The 18,697-nt window shown below is 47.6% G+C and carries 15 protein-coding genes, 1 pseudogene and 1 riboswitch; of the genes and pseudogenes, 7 read left to right on the top strand and 9 right to left on the bottom strand.

The features are described 5' to 3' along the window. Nucleotides 1–93 precede the first annotated feature (93 nt). On the top strand, nt 94–912 hold the full coding sequence (locus OXB_RS08095; protein WP_041073315.1) for a methyl-accepting chemotaxis protein: 819 nt from the start codon (nt 94–96) through the stop codon (nt 910–912). A gap of 364 nt (nt 913–1,276) precedes the next feature. Here the strand turns inward: OXB_RS08095 and OXB_RS08100 are convergent, their stop codons facing one another. From OXB_RS08100 to OXB_RS08120, 5 genes are read right to left on the bottom strand one after another with little or no spacing between them, the layout of a single operon-like run. Beyond that, nucleotides 1,277–1,819 carry a cob(I)yrinic acid a,c-diamide adenosyltransferase gene (locus OXB_RS08100; RefSeq protein ID WP_041073317.1) on the bottom strand — a complete coding sequence of 181 codons (543 nt, stop codon included), beginning with the start codon at nt 1,817–1,819 and terminating at the stop codon, nt 1,277–1,279. Beyond that, nucleotides 1,806–3,206, bottom strand: coding sequence for a cobyrinate a,c-diamide synthase (locus tag OXB_RS08105; RefSeq protein ID WP_041073318.1), 1,401 nt, complete (start codon nt 3,204–3,206; stop codon nt 1,806–1,808). Before OXB_RS08105 ends, OXB_RS08100 begins: the two co-directional genes overlap by 14 nt. A 30-nt stretch (nt 3,207–3,236) precedes the next feature. Beyond that, the gene (locus OXB_RS08110) at nt 3,237–4,676 is read right to left on the bottom strand and encodes an ABC transporter ATP-binding protein (protein ID WP_041073320.1); all 1,440 of its coding nucleotides are present in this window, start codon (nt 4,674–4,676) and stop codon (nt 3,237–3,239) included. After that, nucleotides 4,673–5,743, bottom strand: coding sequence for a FecCD family ABC transporter permease (locus OXB_RS08115; protein ID WP_041073321.1), 1,071 nt, complete (start codon nt 5,741–5,743; stop codon nt 4,673–4,675). Before OXB_RS08115 ends, OXB_RS08110 begins: the two co-directional genes overlap by 4 nt. Next, nucleotides 5,706–6,707 (bottom strand): ABC transporter substrate-binding protein, encoded by a 1,002-nt coding sequence (locus tag OXB_RS08120; RefSeq protein ID WP_041076488.1) that lies wholly within the window; start codon nt 6,705–6,707, stop codon nt 5,706–5,708. The genes OXB_RS08115 and OXB_RS08120 overlap by 38 nt, the downstream gene beginning before the upstream one ends. 152 nt (nt 6,708–6,859) lie before the next feature. After that, nucleotides 6,860–7,064, bottom strand: a riboswitch (cobalamin riboswitch). Nucleotides 7,065–7,134: 70 nt separating this feature from the next. Here OXB_RS08120 and OXB_RS08125 point away from each other — a divergent pair. Beyond that, nucleotides 7,135–7,785 (top strand): hypothetical protein, encoded by a 651-nt coding sequence (locus OXB_RS08125; RefSeq protein ID WP_041073323.1) that lies wholly within the window; start codon nt 7,135–7,137, stop codon nt 7,783–7,785. Then, a complete protein-coding gene (locus OXB_RS08130; RefSeq protein WP_041073325.1) occupies nt 7,769–8,797 on the top strand; it encodes a nuclease-related domain-containing protein in 1,029 nt (342 codons plus the stop codon). Before OXB_RS08125 ends, OXB_RS08130 begins: the two co-directional genes overlap by 17 nt. A gap of 106 nt (nt 8,798–8,903) precedes the next feature. On the opposite strand, the pseudogene OXB_RS08135 reads toward OXB_RS08130, so the two are convergent. From OXB_RS08135 to OXB_RS08145, 3 genes and pseudogenes are all read right to left on the bottom strand, one after another. Continuing rightward, a pseudogene (locus OXB_RS08135) lies at nt 8,904–10,067 on the bottom strand (IS1182 family transposase); the annotation flags it as partial. Between the two features lie 285 nt (nt 10,068–10,352). After that, the gene (locus OXB_RS08140; protein WP_041073327.1) at nt 10,353–10,838 is read right to left on the bottom strand and encodes a sigma-70 family RNA polymerase sigma factor; all 486 of its coding nucleotides are present in this window, start codon (nt 10,836–10,838) and stop codon (nt 10,353–10,355) included. Nucleotides 10,839–11,067: 229 nt separating this feature from the next. Further along, nucleotides 11,068–12,759 carry a glucosaminidase domain-containing protein gene (locus OXB_RS08145; protein WP_052483922.1) on the bottom strand — a complete coding sequence of 564 codons (1,692 nt, stop codon included), beginning with the start codon at nt 12,757–12,759 and terminating at the stop codon, nt 11,068–11,070. A 166-nt stretch (nt 12,760–12,925) separates the two neighbouring features. Here OXB_RS08145 and OXB_RS08150 point away from each other — a divergent pair, with 166 nt between their 5' ends. Together OXB_RS08150 and OXB_RS08155 are read left to right on the top strand one after the other, a co-directional pair. Continuing rightward, nucleotides 12,926–14,164: an IS91 family transposase gene (locus tag OXB_RS08150; RefSeq protein ID WP_084212371.1), complete on the top strand. Its 1,239-nt coding sequence runs from the start codon at nt 12,926–12,928 to the stop codon at nt 14,162–14,164. Further along, nucleotides 14,139–14,426 carry a zinc ribbon domain-containing protein gene (locus OXB_RS08155; RefSeq protein ID WP_052483843.1) on the top strand — a complete coding sequence of 96 codons (288 nt, stop codon included), beginning with the start codon at nt 14,139–14,141 and terminating at the stop codon, nt 14,424–14,426. Before OXB_RS08150 ends, OXB_RS08155 begins: the two co-directional genes overlap by 26 nt. A 61-nt stretch (nt 14,427–14,487) precedes the next feature. Here the strand turns inward: OXB_RS08155 and OXB_RS08160 are convergent, their stop codons facing one another. Next, nucleotides 14,488–15,165 carry a hypothetical protein gene (locus tag OXB_RS08160; RefSeq protein WP_041073329.1) on the bottom strand — a complete coding sequence of 226 codons (678 nt, stop codon included), beginning with the start codon at nt 15,163–15,165 and terminating at the stop codon, nt 14,488–14,490. Between the two features lie 231 nt (nt 15,166–15,396). On the opposite strand from OXB_RS08160, the gene OXB_RS08165 reads away from it, so the two are divergent. Continuing rightward, nucleotides 15,397–16,776: a S41 family peptidase gene (locus OXB_RS08165; RefSeq protein ID WP_041073331.1), complete on the top strand. Its 1,380-nt coding sequence runs from the start codon at nt 15,397–15,399 to the stop codon at nt 16,774–16,776. A gap of 349 nt (nt 16,777–17,125) precedes the next feature. Next, complete coding sequence (locus OXB_RS08170; protein ID WP_041073333.1) at nt 17,126–18,514, top strand: hypothetical protein; 1,389 nt, start codon at nt 17,126–17,128, stop codon at nt 18,512–18,514. The last annotated feature ends 183 nt before the right edge of the window (nt 18,515–18,697 follow it).

The following is an 18,697-nucleotide window of genomic DNA, read 5'->3' on the forward strand; positions in this document are numbered from 1 at the left end:
ATTTTATTCCTACGGAGTGTTGTACAATCCTGTTTCTTTAGCATGTATACTGAAGAAAAGAATGAATATTTTGTCGTAGAGGGGGGAGTTGGCATGCACCCGATCTTGGAGAATATCAAACATTCGATGAAAGCGTACCAAATGACGTACCCGGAAGATGTCTGCCTTGTTCTCGGCGACCAGGAAGGAACGCTGATCGGCTATTTACCGGGTAAGCAAATTGACATCAAAGTGAAGGTCGGGGATAAAATTATAGAAAACACGGTGACGATGCGATCCTTGCGGGAGGGGAAGCCACTGCGCGAAGAGAATGGTTCTAGCATTTTCGGGTTTCCTTATATTTCACTGGCGCAGCCGATTTTCGATGGATCGGAAGTGATCGGTGTATTGAGTGCGCTTGTTTCGCATGAAAGGGTGGCTACACTTAGAGAAGGGGCTACTGATTTAGCGGCAGCCGTCCAACAGATGTCCGCTATGACGGAAGTGATGACCGAAGCGTCCAGTGATGTCATGCACCGTCTACTCGAATTATCGGAGCAGACGGAATCCATCAAGGGTGACATCGCCGCCATCATGGATATACTAGGGTTCGTCAAAGATGTCTCCCGCCAATCCAATATTTTAGGGATCAATGCGTCCATTGAAGCCGCGCGGGCCGGCCAACACGGCCTCGGATTCTCGGTCGTCGCGAAGGAAATCCGGAAAATGGCGGATACGAGCAACGAAAGCGCAGCCAAGATCGATGCCCAACTCGACATCATTTCCAAAGCAATCGACCGCATGACCCTGTCCACCAACCAAATCGCCGCCTTCACCGAGCAACACAACGCCAGCATGGAAGAACTCAGCACCACCTATTCGAAGCTTGAAAGAACGGCGGACGATTTGTTGGTGGCGAGCAGCATTACGTAGACACTTTCCGGTTGGGAGGTGTTTTTTGTTTGGTGAATATGTTGTGAAGTTGGGCGTGAACGTTTCGAGGTTTTAAGGAAACGTTGTGTGGTGGGGCGTGAATGTTTAGGAGTTTGGTGAAGATGTTGTGAGGTGCTGCAAAAACGTTTCGAGGTGCAGGAGACGTTGTGAAGTTGGGCGTGAACGTTTCGGGGTTTTAAGGAAACGTTGTGTGGTGGGGCAGGAATGTTTAGGGATTTGATGGAAATGTTATGAGGCAGTGCGGGAATGAGTGAAAGTTCGAAGGGTACGTTGTTAGGATAATACGTTTTTATAGTCCAATAAAAAGAGGCCCTCCTATCCAAGCGAGGTCCTCATTTCCATTTCAAAACTCGATCCCTTTTACCGCGTCCACGCCGTTTTCATAATAATGCTTTTCCGGCTCGATGACGGAGACGAGGTCGGCGAGTTCGCGGATTTCGGGCAAGGCGTTTCGTCCTGTGATGACGAGGTGGACATGTTCCGGCTTGTTGCGGATCATGTCCAGGATTTCTTCTTTCGGAAGGACATCGTCAATCGGGAATTTGTCGATGGCGAGGGCGTTATTCAGTTCGTCCAGGACGACGACATCGTATTCGCCGCTCATGACGGCTTCCCTTGCGATTGGCCACGCCTTCCTCAGGGCTTCCCGGTGTTCTTCCGGCGTTTTCGTCCAAGTGAAGCCGATGCCTAATTGGACCATTTCGACGCCGAGTTTTTTGAAGGCGATCTGCTCGCCGTAGGAGCGTTGCGGTGATTTGATAAACTGATAGATTTTCACTTTCATGCCACGGCCTGTGCTGCGGAGGGCCAACCCCAATGCCGCTGTCGTTTTCCCTTTGCCGTCTCCCGTGAAGACAAGTGTCAATCCTTTTTTAATTTTTCCCATCAGCTACCTCCAACTTCGTATTCTGATACGCCTGGCAAGCGTCGATCCATCTGGTAATCACGTCCAGGCATGTGGCGAAATGGAACTGCGGGAATCCGGCCACCAAGTTCTGTGTCGCCACGCCATCCGCTTTTATTCCACGCATACCCTTCGTTTCGTATGCCTGCTGTAACGGGAAATTCGCCTCGAAGGTGGAGTAGTGGAACTCATGCCCCTTCGCTTCCTTGTTTGCAGGGAGAAGGAAGTTCTCGTCGCGGCCTTTGATTTCCCGGTAGCCGATCGCTTTCAAGGACTTGTGCATCGTCACGTTTCCGGGTATCACGCCGGCCGTCACCCCAACTTGGCCGTCCGTCTTGGTGATGGATTCCGTCAAGTAGCTGAAGCCGCCGCCTTCCGCAAAGGTCGGCATACCATTTGCAACTGCATCGCGGATTGATTGTTTCGTCCGGGTGCTGTTGCTGACCGCGGATACGAATTCTTCCGGAAGGCTTCCCCCGATGTAAAGGCCATCACAGTCAGCGGGGACAGGTTCATCCGCTAAAGGGGAGAAGGGCACAAGCTCTGCTCCGTGTGATTCGAGAAGTTCGAAGTTCTCCATATAATAGGAATTGAACGCGGCATCCTTCGCCACGGCAATTCGCACAGACGGGGCCGCTGAACCGGTAAAGAGAGACTCCTCTTTAGGGAATGAAAGAGGTTCCGCCTGCGAAATTTCAAGCAGTTTCTCCAAATCCACTGTCCCGGACACGAGTTCGCCCAACTGCTCGAAAAACGGGTCCAACTCACCCCGCTCAATCGAAGGGATTAAACCGAGGCTGCGTTCCGGAATTTCAATCCCGTTTTCTCTCTTCAGATATCCGATGACCGGAATGCCACATTCCTGCTCAATCGCGGTTTTCACAATATTGAAATGACCTTCGCTGCCGACACGGTTCGCGATGACGCCAACTACGTTCGGTTCGGAGGATAACGTTTGAAATCCTTTTACAATGGCCGCCGCGCTCCTTGCCATGCTCGCGCAGTTAACGACGAGCAAGACGGGGCTTTTTGTGATGACGCTGATTTCAGCAGTGCTGCCGACATCGGTCTTCGGATCTTTGCCGTCGAAAAAGCCCATGACCCCTTCCATGATGGAAATGTCAGCGTCCCGGCTGGCATGGGTGAAAATGTCCAACACCGTCTCCCGTCCGAGCATCCAGCTGTCCAAATTGCGGGATACCCGTTTGGTCACCGCTGTGTGATAGGAAGGGTCGATATAGTCGGGGCCGCATTTGAACCCTTGAACCGTCAACCCTTTTTTCATTAAAGCCGCCATCAGCCCGATGGTTATGGTCGTTTTTCCTACACCACTGCCGGTTCCGGCAATGACTAATCTTCGATTGTTCAATCAACACACCGCCCTTTTCTTTTCCAGCAATCATGCCTTGGTGTGACATCCGTCGGAGGATTCATCTTTGTCCAGCGAGTGTTCACACTCCTGCATAAAAGGTTTTCCCAACTTTTCTTGTAGCGCATCGGTTAACACGGACAATACAAGTTGCCCGATCTGTTTGCGGGAAACCGCTGTTTTCGTCCCGCCCGCATCTGTCTTTCGCTGGTTGACGGAAATCGACACGCAATCTTCCCGGTCCATGTCCAAATGAACGCCGACTCCCTGAAAAGCCACCATTTTCGCTTCCGTCACCGCCATATAAAAATCAAATAACATACGATCATCCAATTCCGTGTCGACGAACAGAAGAATATGGATGGCCTTTTCAAAGTTGATCAGAAGAGTTATCTCTACGTCACCGACTTGCCTTTCGACAAGCAATGTATTTGCTAAACTGCCTTCACATCCGATGCCCAACGCCTGCTCGGTCGGAATGTCGTGGCTCTCCATCCAATGTTTCAAGGAGTCTTGCGAACTTCCATCGGCAGGTTGATTGACCAAGCAAAAATGTTGAAGCCACTGAATGCCGCTGCCGATAGCTGCATTGGAAAGTGTGCGCAACGGCTTGTCGAAGACCAGTTCCACGCTTTCTTCGTTGCACTCGGTGGTGTAACTATTGAAAAAGCCCTTGCTGTCTGTCGCACCCTCAATGGAAGGCGTCATAAGCAATTGGGGTCTCGCGACAATCGGGTGGGCTTGCGTTTTGACGTCCACTTCATAGACCTTTTTCAATTGCTCCTCTTTGCGCAACGTGTTGACGTCGCCCACTTCGAGGAAAGACCCTTTATGCAGGAGGGCGACCCTGTCCGCGTAGAGAGAGGCCACGTTCAAATCATGCAAGATGGCGAAGATCGTCAAGTCCTTCGTCCGCTGCCACTCTTTCAGCATGTTCAAGATCTGGAACGTATGCTTAATATCCAAATGGTTCGTCGGCTCATCCAATAGTAGGACTTCCGGTTCCTGCGCCAACGCTTTCGCTAATAAAACCCGTTGTTTCTCTCCGCCGCTCAACGTTCGAAACTGCAGATGGCGGAACTGTTCGACACGTGTCACGGCCATGACATGGTCGATCACTTTCTGGTCATTCGCGGATATGCTCTTAAAGAAACCGGTTTGGTGCGGATACCGCCCGAGGCTGACGATTTCCTCCACTGTGAAATCGAATGTCACTTTACTTTCTTGTGAGAGGACAGCCACTTTTTGTGCTTTTTCAAGTTTTGACAGCTTCTCCATCGGTTTTCCATCAATTAAGATCGAGCCCGACACAATCGGGAGTTGGCCGGTGATTAATTTGAAAAGGGTGGTCTTCCCACTGCCATTCGGTCCAAGCAGTGCGAAAAACTCCCCTTTCCGGATTTCAAATTGAAGATCATGGATAATCGGTTTTTTTCCATAACCGCCTACGAGATGTTCGACTGTGATCATCGGTTTTCCCCTCTTCCAATTCGATCTCGGATTAATAGAAAAGCAAATACCGGCGCGCCGATCAAAGCGGTGATGACACCGATCGGCAGCTCTTGCGGCGCGATGACCGTTCTCGCGAGCAAATCTGCGAATACGAGGAAGGAGCCGCCAAACAATATCGACAGAGGCAGGACATGTCGATGGTTCGGCCCGCTCATGAGACGAACGAGATGGGGGACGACCAATCCGACGAACCCGATCGATCCGGAGACGGCAACCGCCGAACCGGTCAGCAACGAGGCGCCGATCAAGATGAGGATTTTCCCCCTTTTTACATTAACCCCGATATGGTCGGCGGCTTCTTCTCCGAGAGCCAGGGCATTCAATTCCCGGTAATGATAGAGCAGGATAATGGTCCCGATGATGAGAAAGGGGATGATCAATTGAACGTGGCTCCACCCGCGCATCGCGACACTTCCATATAACCAGTACATGATCTGCGTCATCGCATCCCGGTCCCCAAGGGCAATCATCAGAGATGTCAGTGCTCCGACAAAGGCTCCGACAATGATGCCAGCAAGGATGATCGTCTCAATTGCAAGGCTCCGGCTGCTCATCCGGACGAGCCCGAAAACGATGAATAAGGTAAGAAATCCGCTTATAATCGCGACGACGGGCAATGTATAGCTGCCCAATCCCCAAATCGTATATTGGAAAAATAAAACCGTCACGGCCCCGAGCGCCGCTCCGGAGGACACGCCAATCGTATACGGATCGGCCAAAGGATTCCGGAGAAGTCCTTGGAAGGCGGCTCCCGCGAGTGACAGGGAAGCCCCGACGAGGAAAGCTAATAGGACACGGGGCACCCGGATGTTCCAGATGATCAGCTCTTCGTTCTTCGGAACGTCCGATAGCCAGCCAAGACCGAACGATTTATCCGCTACGATATGGAGAATGGTAGGAATGGGGAATTTCACACTGCTGATGAATAAGCCAAGAAGGGTTGCACAAAGTACAACCCCGATACTTGCGATATAAAGCCAACCGATTTTATTCCCCAAAAACTTCCGGATAAATGAGTTTTGCAAGCTGCTCGACTCCTTCAATCAGGCGTGGGCCTGGACGAGTGACGGTGTCGCTGTCGACGTCGAATACTTGTTTATTCTTAATGGCATTGACTTCCGCCCAACCGTCGCGCGCCAAGACGCCTTCGGCAGGATTGTCCACATAATAGCCGTATGTGGTGATGATGACATCCGGGTTAAGCTGAACGATTTCCTCTTCCGTCAACTTCACCCATCCATCTTGATCTTCCGCTGCATTCGTTGCATTGATTGTCTCCAGCATTTCGTGCATGAACGTGTTTTTCCCTGTAGTGAAGATATCGGGAGCAGGGGCTACTTCGACCCACACTTTCTTTTTATCCGTGATTTCTTTCGCTTTCTCTTCAAGGGCAGCACGGCGGTCTTTCATGTCCTGGATGATTTCATCGGCCTTTTCCGTCGTTCCGGTAGCCGTCGCAATCATTTCCATCGTGGCGTACGCATCGTCGAACGAAGTCGCGCTGCCGGTAACGACAACAGTGATGCCGGCTTCTTCAAATTGTTTCAGAGTTTCTGCATGGTTATCGAAATGATATTTCGTGACAAAGGCGACATCCGGCAGCAAGGTCATGACCAGTTCGGCATCCATGTCCTGGCCGCCGACTTTCTGCACTTCCAATGCTTCCGGAGGGTAATTACAGTAATCCGAAACCCCGATGAGGCGATCGCCTACACCGAGCGCATATAAAATTTCCGTATTGCTCGTCTGGATGGAAATGAGGGTTTCCGGTTCTTTCTCAATCGTCACTTCACGGCCGGCATCATCGGTGAAAGTGACCGGAAAGGCTTGTGTCTCCTCCGCTTCTTCCGCATCTGTTTGCTCTGTCGCTTCCGTGTCTGGAGTTTCATCTGGAACCGGTTGATCCGCTGGGGTCTCTTTCGATCCGCAGCCTGCTAAAAGGACCATTGTCAGTACGAAAACCATACTGAACAAGCCCCATCGTTTCATCATGTTGTGCACTCTACGTTCCTCCTCTTGATTGTGAACATCAAAAAAGCGCTTGTCCTCGAAGGAAAGCGCATGATCAGGCGAAGTCAACGGGCCTCGGCAATTCACCGACAATCCCTGCTGGCACGCTAAACATTCCTATCCCCCGAGGAAGCTAACTATCGAAATAGGCAGGTCTCCTGACTTACGACTAACGTGGCCGCCCCGCCCCTTCCCATGCTCTCGCACAGTGGATACGCGGGATTTCCTCGTCGATTACAGTGACGGGTTCGTGTTGGACTTTCACCAACTTCCCTCTTCGTTTCAAACAGCCACTTTGATGCGACTCTTTGAAAAACCTATTTCTAAACTATTATTTTTTAATGTTCGGTTCATGCCAAGTATATAGAAGTATTAGGAGTTTGTAAACTAGGGGGAGGGCTGGAAGGTGGGGGAGTCCAACGAATTCGTTGGGGTGTTCAACGAATGGCGGGAGTTGTCCAACGAACTTGGGGTTTCCAACGAATGGGGTGTGTTGTCCAACCAAGGAGCGGAGTTGTCCAACCAATTCGCTGGGGCGTCCAACGAATGGCGGGAGATGTCCAACCAATCTGCCGAGATGTCCAACGAACTTGAGGTTTCCAACGAATGGGGAGTGTTGTCCAACCAAGGAGTGGAGCTGTCCAACGAACGGCGGGAGTTGTCCAACGAATTTGGGATTTCCAACGAACCGGGAGTGTTGTCCAACCAAGGCGCGGAGTTGTCCAACGAAGGCGCGGAGCTGTCCAACGAACTTGAGGTTTCCAACAAACCGGGAGTGTTGTCCAACGATGGCGCGGAGCTGTCCAACCAATTCGCTGGGGCGTCCAACGAATGTAGGGAGTTGTTCAACGAACTTGGGATTTCCAACGAATGGGGAGTGTTGTCCAACCAAGGAGTGGAGCTGTCCAACCAATTCGCTGGGGTGTCCAACGAATCTGCTAGGGTCTCCAACGAACCGGCGGGAGATGTCAAGCCAATAATATTTTCATTCCAAGGCATATTGCAGATTTTGTCAGATTATGATATTCTAAATAAAAAACATGGAATATTTAGATAAAGGAGAGGTTACCATACAGATTTATCGACAAAAACCGGAACTGATGTTGTCTCTACCCCGTTTACTTGCCCGCTTACATCCCAACAATCCGATGCACAAAGAGATTCAAAATCAACTATATCGAATTGAAGCAGGCTATGCTGGGGAACAAAGAGTTGACAAGTATCTAGAGTCTATTGAATTCCCTACACCTGTCTCTATATTGACAGATGTTCATTTACCCATTGCTCCCAAATTCTCTATCCAAATCGACACCCTGATTCTTACCCCATCGTACGTCTACATTTTAGAAATCAAGAATATTGCAGGAACTCTTTCCTACATATCAAATCCACCCCACTTTGAATGCACATACCCTGATAAAACTCCTATCCTAATTGATTGTCCGCTTTTGCAACTAAATAATAACAAATATGGGCTGGATTTATGGCTGGAGCGCAATGGATTCTCAATTAGGTCAAGTGGATTGATTGTATTGGCCAATCAGACATTGGTGAAGAATGTTCCGGATGACATGCCGATTCTGTATGCCAAGCATCTCCAGCAGTATTTCAGGACTTTGGCGGAAACGGAACCTAAACTGAGTTCTACGCAATACCAACGATTGGTGGAAGTATTAAATAACAATCAAAACAGATACAATCCCTACCCTTTAACCAAGCGTTACCAAATCCGATCAGAGGATATCCAGAAAGGGGCATTATGTAAAGAATGCCTGAATGGGTTGCAGCGCATCAATCATGTTACTTGGATTTGCCCAGTTTGCAAAACAAAAGATAGAAAACCATTCATCCATGGAATCCAAGACTGGTTCATGCTAATAAAAACTTCTATATCAAACGAAGAATGCCGGGATTTTTTAAAATTAAAGGATAAATTTGCGGCTCATTATGTTTTAAAATCGATGTCGCTCCACCGGAAAGGAAAATCTAAATCCACTATATACACTTGGGATTATAAAATTTCACCTACTGAAATAGAACAGAAACGAAAACCCTCTCTCTACGATTGAGGCCACTGAAAAACTCACGTTTAATTTGCAAGGTACCCCGAAATCTAAAAAGACACCATCTCGTTCATTTTTTCGAACGAAATGGTGTCTTTTTCTTTGGTTTTTCTTACTTTGCTTCTTTCATTAAGGTTATGATTCGTTTGAGATTAACAGCGAAAATGGTCATGGCTCCCTGCATCTGCATGCCCAATAGACCCGTGGATGTGGCTACATCGTACCCGTGTCTTTGTTTTAATTCACTATTCTTCGCTTCGATCTTATAGCGGGATTTGGCTTTCATCTTAAACCCATCGCTATTTTGAAACGCTTCCTGCTCCTTGTGTTCTGTCGATTTTATCGAGATGGAATACGTTTTACTCTTGGCACCCTCTTTATAACAGCCCTCGCGGAGGGGACATACCTTACATTTTTCAATGTCAAAATAGTAAGTGTGCTTTTGGTTCTTTCCTTGGTTTTTCTTGCCTGTCCGCGCTTTGCGAATAGCCAAATGACCAGCTTTACACACATACATTACGGCATCCTTATTGAATTCAAATTCATCTTCTTTCGTGCGGCCACCATGTGTAATTTGGGGATTTAATTTCGATATCAATTCAAGCTCATTTTCTTTTGTGTAGAGGATATTATCTTTTTCCGAATAAGCGGTATCTCCGATTACCGTTTCAATCTCCATACCCGTTTTTTGGCTTTTTTCAATCAATTCTTGTAGATATTTACCGTCGCTTTTTTCACCAGTCGTCACAATTGCGGCGGTAATGAGTCGCTCATCGCTCATTGCGATATGTGTTTTATAGCCGAAGAAAGAGGAGTCAGCCGTTTTATGACCGACACGTGCGTCTGGATCTGTTGAGTAATTAAGCTGTTCTGTATAATCTTCGACTACTTCTTTTAACACATTTAATTTTTCCTGGACAGCTGGAATTCGGGCAATGTGAACTTCGCCTTCAACGACGGAGATGACCTTCCGACAGTAGGCAATTTCATCTGTCACTTCGTTAGAAGTGGTTTTAGGCGGGAATTTCTCTTTCATGGACTCATCGATTTGATAGACCGCTTTTCGTACATTTTTGGATTTCTCCATTAAAAATTCCTTGGGTGACTTTTGGTTGTATCGAGATTTCGTATGCGTCGCGTCCACGATGATGGTTTTACTTTTGATCAGATTTTCTTCCAGTGCGATCTCAACTGTTTTATCAATAAGCATGTCTACTAAACCTGCATCTTGAAGACGCAATTTACGGAATTTCGTTAATGAACTTGGATTGATGATGTCTGGAAGAGCGGGGCATCACGACGCTGGCCGATTTGCTGCGGCTGCGCAATGTCAAATCCCAGCAATCAATCGTATTGTTTTAGTTGACAATCAAGGAAAAAGGCCAGCAGGACGTTCCGCCATGCTGGCCTTTTTGGTGTTCGGTAAGGCAGATTGTCTAAACGAAGGAGTTGTCCAACGAACTGGCTAAGTTGTCCAACCATTGAGCCTAGGTCTCCAACCAATGCCAGAGCAATTCAACCATCTCCTGGACCTAGGCGATGAGCCTGGTTCAAATGGTTTTTACCTCACCATCTCTTTCCTCAGCTTCGTCAAGATCCGTTCCCTCCGTTTTTTCACACCGGCTACGGTGATGCCGATTCGGCTGGCGCATTCGGATTGGGGCAATTGATCGACGAACAGCCAATGTAGGAGTTGGCGTTCTTCCAACTTCAATTGCCCGATCGTCTCAGCCAGAGCATCCGGCCAGGCTACTTGCGGCATCCGTATCTCTTCCAGAAGCAGCCCCAAATGTTCGTCCTCCATATTCACGATATTCCCTGCAAAGCGGTTTTCCTTTTTCATTTCATCCAGCATGGCGCCCCGGATGCTGCGGTATGCATACGGGGTGAAGTCCCCTTTATCGCTGTCGAAGCGGGTCCATGCTTGCCAAAGCGCAATCCTTCCTGCTTGCCTGAACTCCTCAAAATCACGGTAAATATTCAATTGACGGATCACAGCGGAAATCATCGGTTCATATTGGTCTAGCAAATGCTCGAAATTTGACAAGGTAGCGACCTTTCCGACCGTGCACGATGCTTGGTATTCCCGGGTGTTTCCATCGTATTCGATTCGGAAGGGCGTAGCGAAAAGGCGTATTGTCGGAATTGGGGATGGACGGTGAAGTTTGATTAAGGGAGAATGTACTAGCACTTCTACCAAATATTCAACTATTCATAATTTTTATATAACTCTCAAAAAACCTCCCAAGCACGAAAAGTGGCTTGGGAGGATGCTTTTACTTGATCACGGGAAGCTTGTACACATAGCTGCCGTGTACATACAACTCATTGTACTGCGTGGAATCGGAGCGGACTTTGAACCAAGGGCTATCCGGCAGCATGTCGTCGAGAAGAATTAACGGCATTCCCGATTTCGCATAAGTGTAGGCGATCGGGTGGTTCGTTCCAGGGCCGTTCCGCACGTTCAGCCCCGTCGTATTTGTCAATCCAAGCTTGTAGGCGTTCGCAGCTTCTTTACTGCCCATCGCCCGGTCGATGCGGTACAGATGGCCCGCCGCTTTCGCTCCCCAGTAAGGATCGGAGGCATATTTGACGTTCATCCCGATTGCTTTATTCCCCAAAACGGCTCCGTATGCGTAAGCTCCATTTGGAGGAAGATAGTTTTTATTCCAAAAGGCGGTGATGAGCTCTTCGATATTCTGTTCCACCGAGTCGAAGTATTTGGCCGCGGGATTGTCGTCCGTCACATAGAGGCCGAACAGATTATTGTATTGCTGCGCCCGGTCGCTCAACCCATATGTGCTCTCATGCTGCGCCAAGGCGAGAATATGAAGCGCATTGACATGGTGTTCCGCCTCGGCTTTTTTTAATATGGAGCCGATGCCGAGCAGCTTGCTTTTGACGGAGGCATTTCGATACGTCGGGTTATTCGGATTTTGCGCCTCGAGTTGGTTCAGCTGCGCAACGATATAAGCATCGATTTCTTCCGATGTATACGGAGTGACGCTGCGGATCGGCAAGTACTGGAAGTATTGATAAGCGACTCCGGCATTCTGACCATTTGCCGCGGTGAAGTGGCTGCCATCCGCACTGTAATACCGTTCACCGGCCCGCATGAAAGAAGGAGCGGCGCCCGCATTGTATGTAGCAAACTTCTTCGTGCCATGTGAATAGATGGAATGATAGAGCGCGTCACCTGACCGGTAATAATAGGAACGATCCCTGACAGCCTGTTGAGGAATCAATTCACTGTTCTCGTGTTTAATGAAGCGCGGAATGCCCGCCACATTCACTTCTACATATGCGTCTGTTGAGTCAATGTAAATCAGTTCGGTATCAGCGGGTATATACGTTTCTTGCCGCTTGAGCTGCTTGTCCGTGTAAATAATCGTCAAGGAGCTTTGGGATGTTGGTTTTGTTGTGACAAGACCGCCCGGCATCTTGATGACTTTTCCAGCCTGAAGGATCGCTTGATTTGCCCCTAAGGCTGCGACGGCGGCATCATAGTTTGGATAGGTCCGGATGACAGACAGGCTGCCATCGGGTTGGATGGTCGCCACGTCGTAAGGTGGTGGGGCGACAATCGTGAAACGTTTCTGAATTAGTCCGGATAAAAACTTACCGTTTTCTCCCCGGACAGCCGACGTGATATGTAAGGTGTACGTTGCTGAATGGGCATAGCCCCCGGCTGGCGGTGCTACAGTGACTTGCGTCTTATCATTGGAAACTGTTAGCGCGCCACTCTGTTTTACACCCGAAGCATCGGTCACATAAATCGTATTAAGATTAACCGTTGCCGCATCGACAGGGCTATTGAACGTGATTGTCCAAGTTTTATCGGTCGGCACATCGAAAGTCTCATCTGTGATGGCAGCTTGTCCGGTCGGTGGAGCGATGAATAAAAGAATTGTGCAAAGGAATGCAAATAGGATACTAGGAAACTTATTTTTAATATGTAGAGTTCGCATTGGTAGTCTACCTCCTTTGGGGTGATTATAGCATAGGAAGCTAGAAAGCCAATGGCATAATTGAACTGGGAAATGTTTGTTTGTTCTTGCTTAGGAAATTATAAAATTTTGACCTGTGGATAACTGTTCGATAAAATGTTCGTATACTCGAAGGGACTGAGACGCGATGAGAGGGACTAGTGGAGTCATCAAAAGAATACTGAAAGACCATTTCGATGGGTTTTGGCAAATGCACTCTACCTTGTTTCCAGAAGCTTATCGAGAGGATATAAAAGAAACCGTCCTGAAAACAATCCGTTGTGGATCCTCGGATGTCGGATATGCGAGATATGAATGTCTGGGTTGTGAAGGGAATCCATCTCCTGTCATTGTCTGTTTCACATGCAAGAGCCGCTTTTGTAATAAGTGTGGAAAGAAATATACGGATGACTGGTCCACCAAACAGCAGGACTTAATCTTTAATGTGCCGCATCGCCACATGGTATTCACCATTCCCGAGGAACTTCGGAATATCTTTTTCCACGACCGCAAAAAATTGAATGAGTTGAGTAGACAGGTAGCCGGGGTCTTCCAATTCTATTATCGTCGTAAAAGCAGGAAGCGCAACCTACAAGCCGGGGTGATCACGGTCATCCATACGTTCGGAAGGGATCTGAAGTTCAATCCACATATACATGCCCTAGTGACGGAAGGGGCGATTGATAATCGGAATGAATGGTGTTCAAGTGATTTCATTCCCTATGAATTCTTACGGAAATCCTGGCAAAAGGTGCTACTCGATTTAATGAAGAAGTGGTTTCCCGATCACCCAAAGGCCCAGGAATTAATCAATGATTTATATAGGCGATATCCGAAAGGATTCTATGTGAACGCAGAACAGAAAATGAAGGATGCCAAAGGGGCAGCCAAATACATAGGCAGATACTTGGCGAGACCGGCCATCGCCGAATATCGCATTGTCGGATACGATGGGAAGGAAGTCGAGTTCTGGTATGAAGATCATAAAACAGGGAAACGGGTGGACGTGAAGCAGTCGGTCTATCGATTCCTGTTCAATATTTTACAGCACATCCCACCAAAACACTTCAGAATGGTGGGCCGTTTTGGGTTGTATAGCAGAAGATCGTATCAGAAGGCAAATCAAATTCTAAGCCTTTATGCCTTCATGCGGACAAAACAACTTTCCATGCTTTTGGAAAGAAGGAAAAAGAGAAAAACATATCGGGAACGGATGAGAGAGGCTTTTGATCAGGATCCGTTTATTTGCCCGTGTTGCCATCGGGAGATGGACTTGGTGGAGATTTGGCATGCTGATTATGGAATCCTGTATCATTATATGGAGGGCATGAAAATTATTAAAAGATGGGAGAAGTCGGAGGATGCCAACAGACGAAGAGCTGGATGAACTGAATCGGGCATTTTTACAATCATTAGAAGAGGATGACCCGTTCGGATTGAACGAAAAAATAAGTACGATTGAATTTAAGTGTCGGGATTGTCAGGAATTAGATGACGTTCCCGATTTTGTAGTGGCAGACTTTCAGGTCGACTTAAAACAGAACGAAGAAGTCGAGATTGAATGTCCTTTTTGTGGTGGGACCATGCATAGAGCGAAAAAAATCCCAAGTGAATCGATTTCACCTGGGACGGGGACAGAGGCGCTTTAGCGCTTTTGTTCCTTCTAACCACAACACCGCCCCCCACAACGGAAAGGCGGTGTTGTTTCATTTACAGTCCAATCCGCAAGCCGTGGAGGAATTCCCCAAAAGCGGAGTCGGCTACAATCGTCGTCAAGAGCAGAAGCAAGATTGAGAACATGGCGACATACAACAAGGTGCCATAAAGCGGATCGAGGCCTGCCGGTTTCTCCGTTAACAGGGTGCTGACCAGGTGGAGTGGCAGGATGAAGATAGCCAGCGACATCGTGATAGTAAGCGCCACGACCCCGAACGTAAAGGAATTCATCAAGATGAATAAGAGTGACGCGGCAGCAGATATAAGAAGAAAAGATAAATGAGCGCCGTATAGGCTGACAATCGATTTCAACGTCAGTGCTGGCCCGAAAAAATGATTGATGGTATATAGGGAAATGAGGACGAGGGCGATGAAACCCAGTATGAAAGCCATCTGGCTGGCCAGGGCGGTTAGAAAAGCGCCGCCTTCATGGCTCCAAGAGACATTCCGGATCAGCGTATACATCGCTCCCGCAATCAGCATGCTGAACAGGATGATGCTGATCAATGCGTTGGGGAACCCTGTTTGCTCATCTTCTAGAGGACGGGATGGATTTTTTAATTGCCGCATAAAATAGGTGCCGTACATTTTCGACTGGGCTTTCAGCTTCTCCATATGGATACTCGGTTCAGCCGGTGTAGGGGCGACGGCTGCTCTTTGATTCCGGTGCATGGGAGGAGGGACCTCCTCGAATCCTGTTCCACACATTCCGCAAAACCTGCCCGTCTCTTGCGAGTGTCCGCAATGGATGCAAATCAAGTTGAATCTCCTTCCGGTTGTTTTTTTCCATGACAAGTTACCGCTTCCGCTTGGTCCCACCTGGACATTTTTTATTCTCCAGAGGCGTCCGAATTGTTCCGATATGCTACAATAATAGCAATCTAGCCGAAGGAAGGTAGTCTGATGAAACGAAGCTTGCCGATATGGCTTGGTCTCTTATCCATATTCTTCATCCTGTTCCCATATGCCTCGACGGCGTCCGCGGAACCGGTACAGGAAATCCGGGAATTGATCCGCGATTATTATGTGGATGAAGTGCCAGCCTCCGTATTGGAGAAGAGGACGGCGAAAGACATTGTTCAGCAGTTGGATTTATACTCGGAATATATGAGTGCGAAAGAGTACAAAGCATTCATCGACGAGATTGAAAGTCGTTTTGTCGGCATCGGAGTTGTATTGGAGTCGGATAGCAAAGGGGTCCGGGTCGTTTCCGTCATTTCGGGCGGACCTGCGGAGAGGGCAGGCATCCGGCCGGGGGATATCATCACCCATGTGAACGGACGAAGCATCGCAGGGAAATCGGTGGGGGATGCCGTTTCCATCATCGGTGGGGCCGAGAAGACGAAGGTGGGCATCACGTTGGAAAGAGAAGCAAAACCGCTGACGTTCGAATTATTACGTGAGGCCATCGACTTGCCGAATGTGGAATATGAAATGCTGGGCGGTGACATCGGTTATGTTCGGCTCAACAGTTTTGCGACGGAATCCGCAAAGGGGATCAACCGGGCGATCCGGGCGCTGCCGGATGCAAAGGGATGGATCCTCGACTTGCGGGATAACGGTGGTGGATACATTTCATCTGCTCAAGAAGTGACAGGCTTTTTCCCGAAAGCGGGCCGAGCATTTCAATTGAAGGAGCGGAACTCGGAGCCGGAAATTCTCGAAGTGATCCGGCAACCGAGACAGTTCGCCGGAACCGTTCATCTACTGATCAATCCTTATAGTGCCAGTGCATCTGAAATGGTGGCCGCAGCAGTGAAGGAACAGCAAGCGGCGGCATTGTACGGCCAGACGAGTTACGGAAAAGGGACGATGCAATCCTTATTTGAATTCCAAGATGGCAGCGCGTTGAAGCTGACCACCGCCCGGTTTTTCTCGCCAAACGGCCGGGAGATCGACCACGTCGGCGTGAAACCGCATATCGTAACTGCCAGTGGGGCAGAATTGCAAACTTCACACCGAGACCAGCTGCTCTCGAAAATGAAAGGCTACCAGTCACACGGTCAATTAAAAAAGGTCCCGACGAATAAAACATTCACCGTGGAAATGACAAAAAGCATGGACTGGGAAGCATTCCCGACGGACGGGATCCAATTGATCGAGCTTGGGGGGAAGGAGAAGCCGGTCGCGTATCAAGTCATCAACGACAAGACGTTGACGGTGAAACCGAAAGCACCGCTCCAATCCGGCAAATCCTATCTACTTATCATTCACCCAGTTGGAAAAGACCTGCAAAACCGGCAAATGAAAAAGGGGATCTATGTAGATGTGACAGTGAAATAGAGAAAATCGTAGGAAAGAGCGGGCACTTATTATAGGTGCCCGCTGTTTTCAAGTGGTTTGGTTTCACAACAACCTAACCAGCCTATTTCTAGCAGTGAAAAAAGTAGTGAAACGCATATCTTTTCATTGGAATGTCACATTGTTGTGGATAGCATTCTAGCACTCTATCAAGTATTATTGAACTATAATATCGGATAGGGCGGATTTCTGATTATCTACCTTTTCACGCAAACTCAGCCTAAAGACTGATTAAAGATTTTGGAAAGGATTACATAATGTAATGTATCAGAATAATCTGGGCCTGGTAATTAGCAAAATAGATAAGGGTATGGAAGGGGAAATAAGTAAAATGAAAAAACCAATAGCCGTTATAGCGAGTGTCGGGATTCTGTTTAGTGGGTTATCTTTCGCGTCACCACCGGTAGTAAACGGAGCGGAAATGGAATATCCTGTGGACGAGCAAGGTGTCCGGAAAGAAGGCGTTTTGACGCTTACATTGGACGACGTGATGGAGCGGGCTTTGGCAAACGACCGTACGATTATCATTCTGGGCTATCAATTCGAAGTGCTGAAGGCGCAAAAGGAAATGACTTATGACACCATTGATGAATTGGAAGAACAAAAGGAAAAAGCCGAAAGCAATTTGGATTCATTTCCGACCAATGAGGATGTTATTCGACATGGAATTCTCCTGCAATACCAAGAGCAGCTCGATGGTCTAACTTACGAAGAGCTATTGCCGGATGATCCGCTAAAGCTGGAAATCGACAGCGCAACCCAAAGTATAAAATATGAAAACATCAATAAAAACAATGCCTTGGAAGAGCAAATCAAGCAAGCTACAGATAAAATCGAAGACAGCATCGAGGACTTGAAAACCGGGTTGAAGCAGAATGATATTAGCAATAAAAAACTTCAATTACAAGTGGAAGAAACGAAGGAAGGCATTCGGTACATGATAAAAGGTCGTTACATCGACCTGTTGGCGAGAAAAGAAGGAATGGATTTTCAGGATAAGTATATCGATAAGATAAAGAAGGATATTTATAAGGCGGAACAAGAAAGCGATATTGGGGTTGCTTCTCATCAGAGTGTAAAACTGTTGAAGCGGGACTTGAAATCGCAAGAAATGGAACTGACGAAGACTAGAAAAGTGTATGAACAGGATTTAGCGAAATTCTTGCATGACCTAGGCTATGCCCAAACACTAAATGTTGAATTCACGACTCCTGAATGGGAACTGGAAAAAATCAGTGCAGACCAAGCAGAGGAAATCAAAAAAAGCTTCTTGGCAAAATCATATGAGCTTCAGAAGATTGCACAAGATATCGAGAAATTGGAATACGACAAAGAAAAGCTTGCTGAAAAAGATAAAGACAAAGACGAAAATGCCAATGTTAAATATTTAGAGAGAATGAACGAGCAAGAACTGAACATGAAGCTGGAGGAAAAAAAGAAATTCGAAGAAGAGACTACCAAATACCTTTCGACCTTGTTTGCACAAATGGATGATGCGTTTGAGCTGATCAAAGAAAAGGATTGGAAAAAAGAAAATGTGAAAGAAGATGAAGAAAAGTTAGCCGTTCAATATAAATTAGGGCTCATCTCAAAACATGACTATGAGAGTTCAAAATTAGCATATGAGCAGGCTGAATTTGACGAGTACATGGCAAAAATAGCGCTTTATTTAAAACTTGAGGAAATTAGCATTGTGGAGAAGGGATTGCGTTTGAACTAATAGAGGGAGCAATATTGCTTGTAGGGAAGAAAAGACGATTCGTCTTTTCTTCCCTTTTTTACACGGCAGACATTCAGACTTGCCTATACTTCATAAAGTTTTCATCGAACTTCTAAACGAATTGTCTTCGCTTTACAACAGTACATCTGAACCTCTAAAAGTAGTAGCAATACCTCGAAACGT

Origin of the sequence: Bacillus sp. OxB-1, from assembly GCF_000829195.1 — a bacterium.
In the GTDB taxonomy this organism is placed as follows: domain Bacteria; phylum Bacillota; class Bacilli; order Bacillales_A; family Planococcaceae; genus Sporosarcina.

Coding starts and splice junctions, on each gene's coding strand:
- OXB_RS08145 (WP_052483922.1), bottom strand. CDS start 12,759: ATGCGAACTCTACATATTAAAAATAAGTTTCCTAGTATCCTATTTGCA.
- OXB_RS08110 (WP_041073320.1), bottom strand. CDS start 4,676: ATGATCACAGTCGAACATCTCGTAGGCGGTTATGGAAAAAAACCGATT.
- OXB_RS08155 (WP_052483843.1), top strand. CDS start 14,139: ATGCCAACAGACGAAGAGCTGGATGAACTGAATCGGGCATTTTTACAA.
- OXB_RS08100 (WP_041073317.1), bottom strand. CDS start 1,819: ATGGGAAAAATTAAAAAAGGATTGACACTTGTCTTCACGGGAGACGGC.
- OXB_RS08130 (WP_041073325.1), top strand. CDS start 7,769: ATGGAATATTTAGATAAAGGAGAGGTTACCATACAGATTTATCGACAA.
- OXB_RS08160 (WP_041073329.1), bottom strand. CDS start 15,165: ATGCACCGGAATCAAAGAGCAGCCGTCGCCCCTACACCGGCTGAACCG.
- OXB_RS08120 (WP_041076488.1), bottom strand. CDS start 6,707: ATGAAACGATGGGGCTTGTTCAGTATGGTTTTCGTACTGACAATGGTC.
- OXB_RS08165 (WP_041073331.1), top strand. CDS start 15,397: ATGAAACGAAGCTTGCCGATATGGCTTGGTCTCTTATCCATATTCTTC.
- OXB_RS08170 (WP_041073333.1), top strand. CDS start 17,126: ATGAAAAAACCAATAGCCGTTATAGCGAGTGTCGGGATTCTGTTTAGT.
- OXB_RS08095 (WP_041073315.1), top strand. CDS start 94: ATGCACCCGATCTTGGAGAATATCAAACATTCGATGAAAGCGTACCAA.
- OXB_RS08150 (WP_084212371.1), top strand. CDS start 12,926: ATGAGAGGGACTAGTGGAGTCATCAAAAGAATACTGAAAGACCATTTC.